Below are 12,856 nucleotides of genomic sequence, written 5' to 3'. Positions count from 1 at the left end.
AGGTGAAAATTCTTGACAAATACTTATTAAAAACATTCCTGATTACATTTACTACGGTATTTGTAATCTTGTTTTTTATATTCATACTGCAAACCGTCTGGCTGTTCATTGCTGAACTAGCCGGTAAAGATTTGGATGTTGCTTTGATCATTAAGTTTTTGTTATTTTCGATGCCTCGAATAATTCCACTTGTATTACCGCTTTCCATATTGCTAGCTTCGATAATGACCTTTGGGAATTTAGCGGAGAACTATGAGTTTGCAGCTATGAAATCTGCTGGTATTTCATTACAAAGAGCAATGCGTAGTCTCACGGCTTTTATTCTCCTGCTAAGCATCGTAGCCTTTTTTTTTGCCAACAATGTAATTCCGTACGCAGAATATAAATTCATCAATTTCAGAAAAAACATTGCCCAAGTAAAACCTGCCATGGCCATAGCCGAAGGACAGTTTAGCGACGTGGGTAATTATAATATCAAAGTCAATAAAAAATCCGGAAAGAACGGAAATATTTTGACCGGGATTACCATCCATAAGAAATCCAGTATAGGAGACGGGAGCAAAACAGTAATCAAAGCAAAAGACGGAGAATTAGTCAGCAGCGAGCAATCCAGCATCCTTCAATTAGTTCTAAATGATGGTTACTATTATGAAGATCTCGTACCGAAAAAATACGAAGATCGGATAAAGATGCCTTTCGCAAAAAGTTACTACAAGAAATATACCCTCAATATCGATTTATCACAATTGAATAAAGTAAATGTCGACGACAAGAATATTGCCAACACCAATACGATGTTGACGATAAGCGAGTTAAGCTACACTTTAGATTCGCTGCATAAAAATTTGAAAACCGAAATCGTATCGTATTCGGAAAACATCAATTTGCGAACCGGAATCACCAACAACAATATTCTTCCTAAAACAGCCGTAGAAAAAAAGAAAACAATTCCCGCTGACATTTTATCAGTATATACAAATAAACAAAAATTAGAGATCTTAAAAATAGCGAACAGTAACACCGTAAGTACCGGATACTCGATTGACGCAACTAAAGTCAATTTAGAGAACAAGCAGAAAAACATCAACAACCACCAACTTGCCTTTTTCGATAAGTTTGTAATCGCATATGCCTGTTTTATGATGTTTTTTATAGGAGCTCCTTTGGGCGCCATCATTAGAAAAGGGGGACTTGGACTGCCTATTATATTTGCTGTTTTAATTTTTATTTCTTTTCACTTTATAAACACTTTCGGGAAGAAAATAGCGCAAGAAAACGGCATGTCTCCTTTTATGGGAGCCTGGATGTCTTCCTTTATTCTCACCCCATTAGCTATACTGTTAACCTATCGCGCAACAAACGACATAGGATTAATAAACATGGATGTTATTTTAAGTCCGTTCCAAAAACTATTTCAAAAATTATTTCCATCTAAAAAATAAATACCTATCATGGTCACAAATAAAATACAACTTAACACAATCGAGGAAGCAATCGAAGACATCCGTCAAGGAAAAATAATCATAGTTGTTGATGATGAAGATCGAGAAAACGAAGGTGATTTTTTGGCAGCAGCCGAAAAAGTAACTCCAGAAATGATCAACTTCATGGCAACTCATGGACGCGGATTAATTTGTGCCCCATTAACTGAAAGCCGTTGTAAAGAATTAGGATTGCACGTAATGGTCACTAACAATACCGATCCTATGGAAACTGCTTTCACGGTTTCCGTAGATCTAAGAGGTGGCGGAGTAACCACAGGAATATCCGCTGCTGACAGAGCTAAAACCGTTTTATCTTTTGCCAATGCTGACACTAAACCACATGATTTAGCCAGGCCGGGACATATCTTCCCTTTGATTGCCAAACAAGGAGGTGTCCTCAGAAGAACAGGTCATACGGAAGCAGCGATTGATTTCGCCCGATTGGCAGGTTTCAAGTCGGCAGGAGTGATTGTAGAAATCATGAATGAAGATGGTAGCATGGCACGTTTGCCTCAATTGGCCAAGGTGGCTAAAAAATTCAATTTGAAATTGGTTTCTATTGAAGATCTTGTAGCCTACAGAATGCAACACGACAGTCTGATTATAAAAAAAGAAGATTATGACATTGAGACGCGCTACGGTACTTTTAGACTTAGAGCGTACCAACAAACGACAAACAAACAAATACATATTGCCTTAACGAAAGGAACATGGAATATCGGCGAACCGGTTATGACCAGAATCAATTCCACTTTGGTAAACAATGATATTTTAGGAACACTAACAAATGATGCCGATAAGAAACTGGACAACATGTTCCAGCTGATCAATAAAGAAAACAAAGGCGCTATTCTTTTTATCAACCAAGAAGTGCAGTCTGTTGACTTATTGAATCGCATAGTAGAATTGAAAGAGCTGCAGACAAAAGGTGTTTTTAAGGCGCCACAGGTCAAAATGGACAACAAAGATTTTGGTATCGGCGCACAGATACTGCATGATATCGATATCTCAAAAATAAGGTTAGTCTCAAATGCTGAACAAACAAAACGGGTTGGGATGATAGGATACGGCTTGGAAATCACAGAATATGTAAACTATTAGCCCTTTTTTAATTCTTTTTTAAAAATATATTTTCCCTAAAGGCAAGAAAATGAAACATTTAAAAAACAGTCTAAAAAATAGCTTAAATTTTTATCCAAATTGTTTTTGTAAACCGAAAAAGGTGCTTATATTTGCACTCGCAATCAACAAATGATTGTCGCTCACTGGAGAAATGGCAGAGCGGTCGAATGCGGCAGTCTTGAAAACTGTTGACTGTTACAGGTCCGGGGGTTCGAATCCCTCTTTCTCCGCGGAATTAAAACCCTAACAACTGTTAATCAGTGAGTTAGGGTTTTTTATTTACAATATATCCCCACATAATCCCCACAATTTAATTGTTTTAGAATAAGGAGAAACAAGACATGATTACCTCAACACTATTTTATATTTTTCTTACATGCTATTTATGATTGAATAAATTGTAGATTGACTTCGAAGTATTTTTAGTCAACAGTCAATCATCTAAATTAAAAAGATCTAATAAAAGTATTATTTATGCCTTCTAGATCTTAGATAAGAAGTAAATATTATTTACAGTTAATTGTTATAATATCTTTTAGATTCGTTGAATAGCAAGGTGAAAGACTTTCTTGTTTCATCTTCCATTTTCTTTTTAAGTCTTGACTAGCAAACTTAACCTTATCCCCTATCTTCATATTTAGTTTATCCATTACATTCATCAATACTTTATGCTTAGGATTTTCATACTCAAACATAGATAATTGCTGGGTTTGATCTTTGCTAATTCCCATAAGAATCACACCTGCCTTTTTATAACTATAGCCTTCTTTATATATAGATTGTAATGCTGCTTGAGCATACTTATTTAACTCAAATGTAGATGATGTAGGAAATGGTAATTTAACCGTTTTATAGCCACTGTACTGAGGCAAATCCTGTCTGAATCTGTTGGTATAAATAAAGACTTGAATCAATTCACAATTACTTTTTTGTTTTCTTAATTTAACTGCAGCTAATGATGCAAAAGAAGAAACACGTTCACGCAATTCATTCTTCGTTTTCATCATTATGTCAAAACTTCGTGTTGTTGCGATGTTTTGTTTGGGTTTGATATCTTCGAAATTAATTGTTGGCTCACCCTCTAAATCCTTTTTAAGCCTTAACCCTACTACTGTAAAATACTTTTTAACGTACGTATCACTTAATTGAGTAAATTGGTATGCATTTGTAACACCAATTGATTGTAATCTTTTTGAAAACTGCCTACCTATGCCCCAAACATCTTCTATTTTAGTCCATTTAAGCGCTTTAATTCTCTTTTCTTCAGAATCTATAATATAATAATTTTTTGTGCGTTCAGGGTACTTTTTAGCAATCTTATTAGCCACCTTTGCTAGTGCTTTTGTTGGTGCGAAACCTACACTGACAGGAATCCCAACTCCTTTTTTCACAATTCGATGCATCTCCAAACCTATTGCATCTAAGTTTGCATACTTATGACCATGAAACTTAAGGAAAGCCTCATCTATTGAGTAAATCTCTACATCAGGAGAAAATGTGCTTAAAAGCATCATTACTCTATTAGATAAGTCACCATATAAAGTATAATTAGAAGAACATACTACAATGCCATGTTGCTTAACCATATCTTTTATTTGGAAAATAGGAACACCCATTTTTACACCCAATGCTTTACTTTCATTAGAACGCGCAACAACGCAACCATCATTGTTACTTAAAACAACAATAGGCTTGTTTCTAAGGCTAGGCTTAAACACTCGTTCACAGCTAGCATAAAAATTGTTACAGTCAATTAGAGCATACATGTTATCTCCTTTTACGATGGTATTTTAAGGTATTTATTACGATTCCCCATATTTGAAAGGATTCATTTTCTGTAATCTGAATGGGTTTGTAATTATCATTTTCCGGCATTAACCAAACGCAATCCTTTTCTACTCTCAGTCGTTTCAAGGTAAATTCATCATAAATTAGACAAACTGCTATATCTCCATCCTCTTTCTCCGCAGAATTAAAACACTAATACTTGCTAATCAGTGCGTTAGTATTTTTTATTTGCAATATATCCCCACATTATCCCCACAATCCAACTAAATAGAATCAAATTCATATTAAAAGAGTAAAACCCAAGTTCAAATAATAAGTACGTCTCGAATATTATTACCCCTGCTCCCTTCTATTTAAATAATTAACCCTTAAATACTTTTTCTAGTTACATCATCAGTTGCAATTCTGCAAAGACCGCAATGTTTGCAGAATTGCAAAGTATATCCGTTGGAACACAGAATTTAAATGTATTTTTAAAAAGAAAAAAAAAGAAAGCACTGCAAATTGAGGAAAGAATGAAGGGAAATGGAGAAAAGAATGACTGACTGGAAGTGAATAATGAACTCTAAATTTGCTTGATTTTTTTATCTTACAATTAAATACTCTTCGTTAGAATAACAACCCCAAACACCGAAGTAAAAAATGGAATTTTTATGAAATTTTGTATGAGGAGCGATGTGGCGTTATTGCGGCAAATGAACAGCAGCCTCAGGATGGGAAAAGAACGGAGTTTACGGAGTTTACGGAGTTTACGAAGTGATATGGAATACTGATAGTGTTGCACGTTAAGAAAAACAAAAGACAGCATAGCGTTCCTTGATTTAATGCAAAGTGATAACGGAGTAAACCCAACTGCTGGTCATAGGAGCAACCGCTGAATTAACAAGGAGCGACAGACATAGCACTGCTCAATTGAATGTACCGGAGTTTACGGAGTGAAATGAGATGAAGCTGTGTTCTGGATGTAGTAGCTCCTACGAACGCAGGAAGAGAACGTGTGGAGATGATGAACGAACAACTTAAAATAACAACTGCTTATTTTCAAGCTGTTGTTATTTTAGTGCTGTGAAGTGTCTGTGGAATGAAAGGAAGGAAGAATGACTGACTGGAACAGCATCATTTAACAAAGTGAACGACCAAAGTGAGAACGCTTGATTGCCTTTATTTCATTGGTATATTGCTGCTACAACCAATATAATTAGTTAACAGCATAATTCCACAGGCAATAGCTCCTACAATAAAATTATAAAATACATTTTCTGTTGTAGACTTACTTTTTAATGCCTCATTATCAAACATAAGTCTCCCAATGTAACCAAATAATAAGCAAAAAAGAGGGAGCGTTATTAAACTAAATTCAAATTTTTCAAAACCACTCATAGTATTAGTTAAAATTACGTTTTTAAAAAGGAATATTGCTCCCAATATGAGCAAACCCAATAAAAGGTTTAATCACAATTCGTTCCTTAAGAAATGAGTTTTTATTTTTAAAATTGAAACACTCAATTAAATTGATTATTTCACTTTAAATGATCTCAAATGACTTACAGTTATCTAAAGTTATAAAGCAAGATGGGTTAATTATACAGTTTTAATCGATAGAATTAATCCTTAATACAACGAACAGAAAAATCACCCCAGTTATATATCGATACTTCTCCAAACCATTTATAGCCATAATACAAGGATCGAACGTAAGCATTGTTAAAATTTTCAGTAGAACTCCACGATAAACTTACCTCCAAGAAGGATTCCACTCTTCTCTTGCATTGTGATTTATTCTAACCACATTTGTTCCGTCTGAATTCATTGTATAAATTGAACTTCCACCGTCCTTGTCCTTACTTGATATGAATACTACTTTAGCACCATCAGGAGACCAAGAGGCGCGGCCTGTGTACGTAGGGTTAGTACCGTTTGTGAAATTGGTGATTTTGATTTCATTTGACCCATCAGAGTTCATAGTGTATACGTGGGCGATATCGTTTACTTCTGACTCAAATAGAACTTTTATACCATTTGGAGAAAATTTTGGATTACTTTCTCCTCTTACGTTATGATTTATTCTAACCAAATTTGTTCCATCTGATTTTATCGTATAAATTGCACTTCCGCCATCGTTATCCTTACTTGATATGAAAATTATTTTAGTTCCGTCTGGCGACCAGGAAGCTTCACCTGTCCAAAGTGGATTAGTACCATTTGTGAAATTAGTAAGTTTGATTTCATTTGTCCCATCAGTATTCATAGTGTACAAATGAGCGATATCGTTGACTTCTGATGAAAATAGAATTTTAGTACTGTTGGGAGAAAATTTGGGATTGCTTTCTCCTCTTGTACTATGATTTATTCTAACCACATTTGTTCCGTCTGAATTCATCGTATAAATTGAACTTCCACCATCCTTGTCTTTAGTTGATATGAAAATTATTTTTGTTCCGTCAGGAGACCAAGAAGCGTTGCCTGTGTACGTCGGGTTAATACCGTTTGTGAAATTGGTGATTTTGATTTCATTTGACCCATCAGAGTTCATAGTGTATAGGTGGGCGATATCGTTTACTTCTGATTCAAATAGAATTTTATTACTGTTAGCTGATGATGTAGATAAGGTAACACTAAATTCATTAGAATACGCCACTGCATTACCTACTGCATTATAAGATATTATTCTGTACGTGTACGTTGAATTAGACGCCAAACTATTATCCTTGTAGTTATAAACATTAGTACCTACGGAACCAATTTCAGTGAAATTACCAGAACCTGTTTTTCTTTCAATTTTAAATCCTGTTTCATCTGAAGAATTATCTGTCCAATTTAATGAAACCTGAGTGCTGCTGGTTAAGTTACCTGTTAATCCTGTGGGAGCTGTAGGAACTTTTGCAGATGAGGATGAACAGAAGAAATCATAAGTAAGATTAGTCAACGAATAATTTTCCTGGTAAAGAAGTTGACCATTATAAAATTGAATTACAGTCATTTGAGAGCCAGTAGAATTAATGCTGAATTTAAATGATTCTTTATCGTTTACACCACCATCAATATCTAACCATAATTCAGTAGTAGTGTTTTTGACAATTGTAACAATATAACTGTTTCCATTAGAGGAATTTGATCCTTTACTAATTTTAGAACAGATCATCTGATTGTTATTTGCAGTTTCAATAACTACAGTGTGAAGGAAAACATCTTCATCTTTAAACCCCCAATAGTCATTTCCTGTAGGATCAGAATTTTGATTTTTCCAAAAAGTATTTTGATATTTTTCCAAAAAGGTTTGAGAATCCCCGACAGGTTCAGTATTAGTACTACAACCTAGAAACAAAACAAAAACTAACACTAAAATTAAGATATTTTTCATAACATTTAAAGTTGTAAACTAATTAGTGATTTTTTTAAAGAATTGACTTACAGTTATATAAAGTTAATACAGTAGGATGAATTAATAATGCGTCTTTATTCATTTAGGAAAACAACTTATTAACAATCAGATTAGTATGGGAGGCTATCGGAGGTGAAAATAACATCTGGGGGTTATTGCTGGGAGTGGTCTACCCTACCTTTCACACAGAAAAATAAAGAAATTATAACCCAGCAGGTTATATTTTTGATAGAATAACCTGTTTCATGATAAGAGCTTTGGGAGATAAAAAAGACTAGTTAATGCCATATATTATTTTTGGATCCAACATTTTGATTTCCTATAGAAAGGAAGAAATTATGGGTGGTGGGTATACAAATCAGATTCATCACAAATTTTTAAATAAAATTTGAAGATAAAAAAAGTCCCACCGAAGCAGGACTAAAGATTTTCATCTACGGCATATAGCCTTATTGTGATAAGATTAAAGATTAGAAGTTTTAATCAATTACAAATCTAATTATAAAATAATTAGTGTGCAATGTGGAAAACCGTAATGTTGCTAATTACTTTAGCTGTATTTTTGAAAATTCCTACAAAAAAAGGATTGATATGGCAAAAATATTAGGCTTAGATTTAGGAACAAATTCGATTGGCTGGGCGATTGTAGATAAAGATGGCAGTGATTTTTCATTAGTAGATCAAGGGGTTAGGATATTTCCAGAAGGAGTCAAAACTGAAAAAGGAATTGAAAGTTCAAAAGCTGCCGAACGAACTGCCTATAGAAATGCCAGAAAAATTAAGTTTCGAAGAAAATTAAGGAAGTATGAGACACTTAGAGTACTTTCTGAAAATAATATGTGCCCTTTATCTGTGGAAGAAATTATAGAGTGGAGAAAATCAGGCTTTAAAAAATACCCATTAAATCCAGAATTCATTAGTTGGTTGCGGACTGATGATGATAAAAACATTAACCCTTATTATTTTAGAGATAAATCAAGTAAACAAAAAGCAACCTTATTAGAACTTGGAAGAGCCTTTTATCATATTGCACAACGCAGAGGCTTTTTAAGTAACCGATTAGATCAATCGTTAGAAGGTATTATCGAACAGCATAGATCTGGTTTAGAAGATATTATTGATAATGCTTCGTCTTTTACTGAACTTCAAATTGAATTAACAGATTATTTTCAAGATCGTGATTTAATTGAGCGTAAAGCATCTAATTTGGATGAAGGTGAAAAAAAGTTAAAAACAACCTATAATTCATTTCTTAAAATTATTACTGACAACATCAAAGATTTTGACAAAACCAAGTCTTTACTTATTGAACGTTTAAATAAGAAAGAGGACTTAGGAGTTGTAAAACAAAAAATTGGCGAAATTTCATTGGCAATGCAATCTGGTAATTTTACAACTTTAGGACAATATTTCTTTAGCTTATATAATAAAGGTAAAATTAGAAATCAATATACAGCACGAGAGGAGCATTATCTTTCTGAATTTGAAATCATTTGTTTGGCGCAAGGAATTGAAGGTATTATAGCCTCTGAAAAACTTCCCGAGAAAAAATATTTTGGACTAGCTAAAGAACTTTATAGAGCAATCTTTTTTCAAAGGCCACTAAAGTCTCAAAAAGCCTCCATCGGTAAATGTACTTTTGAAAAAAACAAGTCTCGATGTGCTGTTTCACATCCCGATTTTGAGGAATATCGAATGCTGCAATATATCAATACAATAAAGATAAAAACTCCAAATGATGAGCGTTTACGCTTTCTTTCTAATGCGGAAAGATTAAAAATCATGCCTAAGTTTTTACGAAAAAAAGATAACTTTAATTTTGAAGAATTAGTAAAAGAATTAGTCCCTAGCGAAAGTAAATACGCCTTTTATAAATCATCATCTGCCCCAACGGCTAATTACTTATTTAATTTCAATTTAAATTCCTCTGTTAGTGGCTGTGTAGTTTCTGCCTCTTTCAAAAATGTTTTGGGCGAAGATTGGAAAACTAAAGAGTATAGCTATCAAACTATTAATAAAAAAGCAGAAATTGTAACAAGAAATGTTGACTATAATGATTTGTGGCATTTGATTTCAGTTTCTACATCTGCTTTGTACTTGCAAGAATTTGCTAAAGACAAATTGAAATTAGACGACAAAAGAGCAATTTCGTTCAGTAAAATAAAATTAAAGAAAGACTTTGCCAGTTTGAGTTTAAAAGCAATCAATAAGATCAATCCTTTTTTAAGAGAAGGTTTATTGTATTCTCATGCTGTTTTTATGGCAAATATTGAGAATATTGTAGATGTCGATATTTGGAACGATCCTAATGACAGGAAATATATTCAAATTAAAATTGCCGAATTAATTGCCACAAATTCCTTTGACAATAATTTATTAGATATCATAAATGATCTTATTAAGGAATGTAAAACTGAAGGATGTTATTATTCAAAAGAAGCGGAAGCTACTTATAAATCAGATTTAGATAAAAAGCTAAGTTCCTTTTTAAGATCAAATAAAATTGAAGACCAAAAGGAAGCTATTACAAATGAGCTACTCCCACTTTTTATTGAACAACTTAAGAAATATGAGTTCATTACGATCAAACGATTAGACGAGAAAGTATTCGGTTTTTTAAATGGTCAAAATGATGATGGTCAAGTTTTCTGTAACAATAAGAATAAGCTTAAAAAGCTATATCACCCTTCGGATATTGATGTTTTTAGAAAAGAAATAACAAAAGATGGAAATGGAAATGAAAAATTAGTTTTAGGAAGTCCATTAATTTCATCTATTAAAAACCCAATGGCGATGCGTGCCTTACATCAGTTAAGAAAAGTGCTGAACGCTTTAATTATTGAAGGACAAGTTGATGAAAAAACAAGAATTCATATCGAAATGGCACGAGAATTAAACGTCGCTAATAAACGAAAAGGAATTCAGGATTATCAAAGAGGTATAGAAAAAAATAGGAAAGAGTATATTGAAGAGATAAAAAAAGATTACAAAGCAGCAAGCGGTCTAGATATTGAACCTACTGAAGATGACATTTTACGATATCAATTATGGATTGAGCAGGATAGAAAAACAATTTATGAAGAGGAATGTACAAATATTAGGATTAGTCAAATTATAGGTAGCGATCCAGACTATGATATAGAACATACTATTCCAAGAAGCAGATCTCTGGATAATTCAAAAATGAACAAAACGTTATGTAGCAAGTTGTACAATCGTAAGATTAAAAAGAATAAAATACCCGTTGAATTAAGTAATTATAGTGATATTTTGGATAGAATTAAACCTTGGCAAAAGAAATATTTGGCCTTAGAGTATGAAATAATAAGTGTCTCAAGAGCCATTAAAGCAGCGACTACTAAGGAACAAAAAGACAGAAAAATTAGATTGCGCCATAAGCTGAATTTGCAAAAGGACTATTTCAAAGGAAAACATGAACGTTTTACCTATACTGAGCCAAAAGTAGGTTTCAAAAACAGTCAAATCCCAGATGCAGGAATTATCACAAAATATGCCAACGACTATTTAAAATCGTATTTCGGGAGAGTTGAAGCGGTAAAAGGAGGAATGGTTGCGGAATTTAGAAAAGCCTGGGGGATCCAGGAAAGTTATATTAAAGACGGTAAGAAATATTACGAAGTCAAAGATTGTAGTAAACACACCCACCATTGTATTGATGCCATTACTATTGCTTGTATGACTAAAGACAAATACGATGTCATGGCACATGCTTGGGATTTAGAGGATGACGTCGAGAAAAATCAAGATAAGTTAATGAAGTCTGTTCTCGAACAATCTAAGCCATGGAAAACCTTTACCGAAGATTTAAAAAAGATTGAGGACGAAATATTAGTTTCCCATCATACACCAGATAATATAAAGAAACAATCTAAAAAAATTATCAGAATTAGGGGTAAAAAACAATTTGTTGCTGAAATGGAAATTGATGTAAACGGGAAAAAAATTCCAAAAACAGACAGTAATAACAAAATTATTTTTAAGAAGGGTTTCAAGGGAGAAAAAATAGCAAGATTTCAACAAGGAGATACCATTCGGGGTTCTTTGCATCAAGATAGTATTTATGGAGCAATTAAAAACCCATTAAATAATGAAGAAATTCGATATGTAATACGGAAAGATTTAGAAAGTATTAAAACTTCGGATGTAGAATATATTGTTGATGAGATAGTAAAACAAAAAGTAAAAGAAGCTATTTTAAACAAAGTTTTATTGCTTTCATCAAATGCTCAACAGCAAAACAAATTTGCCGACAATCAAAAAGTTTGGATGAATGAAGAAAAAGGAATTGCAATAAACAAAGTTCGTTTGTATGCAAATTCAGTGAAAAATCCTTTGCATGTAAAGGAACACGCTTTGCTTTCGAAATCAAAGCAGGAGCATAAGCAAAAAGTATATGCTCAAAATGACGAGAATTATTGTATGGCTATTTACGAAAAGGATGGTAGAAAAGATTTTGAATTAATCAATAATTTCAATTTAGCAAAATTGGAAAAACAAGGAAAAGGATATTATTCTTTATTTAAAGAAAAAACAAATAACGGAAAAACAATTCAAATGCCTATTGCAAAAAGGAATAATCGTGATTTAGTTTTGAAAAGAGGGCAACAAGTCATTTTCTATGATCTCGGAACTGAAAACCCGGATGATGTAAATGACTTAATTGATCTGAAAGGTAGAATTTATATTATAGAAGGGTTATCAATTCAACGAATTGTCCGACCATCTGGAAAAGTTGATGAATATGGGATTATAATGTTTCGATATTTTAAAGAAGCTAGAAAAGCCGATGACTTAAAGAGTGATAAATATAAGCCAGATGGCGTTTTCAAATTGGAGGAAATAAAACCGACCAGAAAAATGAATCATAACCAATTTACTGCTTTTGTAGAAGGAATTGATTTCAAAGTCATGCCATCTGGTAAATTTGAAAAGTTGTAATTAGATTAAAGATTAGAAAAAACGATATTGTTGATAAATTTCATGTACAGGGAATACATGTTGTGGTTTGATTAAAGATTATAAAAAACGATATTTACTATCAATTCCCAATCTAACAAAG

The 12,856-nt window shown here is 33.0% G+C and carries 4 protein-coding genes, 1 tRNA gene, 2 pseudogenes and 1 CRISPR repeat array (1 of these 8 only partly in view); of the genes and pseudogenes, 4 read left to right on the top strand and 3 right to left on the bottom strand.

Annotation, left to right across the window (positions count from 1 at the left end):
- The first annotated feature begins 2 nt into the window (after positions 1–2).
- From CXF59_RS01710 to CXF59_RS01700, 3 genes are all read left to right on the top strand, one after another.
- The gene (locus tag CXF59_RS01710) at positions 3–1,442 is read left to right on the top strand and encodes an LptF/LptG family permease (protein ID WP_101135983.1); all 1,440 of its coding nucleotides are present in this window, start codon (positions 3–5) and stop codon (positions 1,440–1,442) included.
- A gap of 9 nt (positions 1,443–1,451) precedes the next feature.
- Positions 1,452–2,585 (top strand): 3,4-dihydroxy-2-butanone-4-phosphate synthase, encoded by a 1,134-nt coding sequence (gene ribB / locus CXF59_RS01705; RefSeq protein WP_198554615.1) that lies wholly within the window; start codon positions 1,452–1,454, stop codon positions 2,583–2,585.
- 166 nt (positions 2,586–2,751) lie between these two features.
- Positions 2,752–2,836: transfer RNA gene (locus tag CXF59_RS01700), tRNA-Ser, on the top strand.
- A 276-nt stretch (positions 2,837–3,112) separates the two neighbouring features.
- Here CXF59_RS01700 and CXF59_RS01695 read toward each other — a convergent pair.
- The 3 genes and pseudogenes from CXF59_RS01695 to CXF59_RS01685 all read right to left on the bottom strand — a co-directional run bounded on the left by CXF59_RS01695 (position 3,113) and on the right by CXF59_RS01685 (position 7,755).
- A complete protein-coding gene (locus CXF59_RS01695) occupies positions 3,113–4,372 on the bottom strand; it encodes a Y-family DNA polymerase (RefSeq protein ID WP_101135981.1) in 1,260 nt (419 codons plus the stop codon).
- Position 4,373: 1 nt separating this feature from the next.
- Positions 4,374–4,562, bottom strand: a pseudogene (locus CXF59_RS14845) (LexA family protein); the annotation flags it as partial.
- 1,567 nt (positions 4,563–6,129) lie between these two features.
- Complete coding sequence (locus CXF59_RS01685) at positions 6,130–7,755, bottom strand: TolB family protein (RefSeq protein ID WP_101135979.1); 1,626 nt, start codon at positions 7,753–7,755, stop codon at positions 6,130–6,132.
- 612 nt (positions 7,756–8,367) lie between these two features.
- Between CXF59_RS01685 and cas9 the strand changes: the two are divergent.
- A pseudogene (gene cas9 / locus CXF59_RS15650) lies at positions 8,368–12,327 on the top strand (type II CRISPR RNA-guided endonuclease Cas9); the annotation flags it as partial.
- 401 nt (positions 12,328–12,728) lie between these two features.
- A CRISPR array of direct repeats spans positions 12,729–12,856; the repeat unit is 36 nt; unit sequence GTTGTGGTTTGATTAAAGATTATAAAAAACGATATT; it runs 106 nt beyond the window's last position.

It is taken from the genome of Flavobacterium sp. ALD4 (assembly GCF_002836475.1).
In the GTDB taxonomy this organism is placed as follows: Bacteria; Bacteroidota; Bacteroidia; order Flavobacteriales; family Flavobacteriaceae; genus Flavobacterium.
This window is presented reverse-complemented; position numbering and strand designations above follow the sequence as displayed.

Coding starts and splice junctions, on each gene's coding strand:
- ribB (WP_198554615.1), top strand. CDS start 1,452: ATGGTCACAAATAAAATACAACTTAACACAATCGAGGAAGCAATCGAA.
- CXF59_RS01695 (WP_101135981.1), bottom strand. CDS start 4,372: ATGTATGCTCTAATTGACTGTAACAATTTTTATGCTAGCTGTGAACGA.
- CXF59_RS01685 (WP_101135979.1), bottom strand. CDS start 7,755: ATGAAAAATATCTTAATTTTAGTGTTAGTTTTTGTTTTGTTTCTAGGT.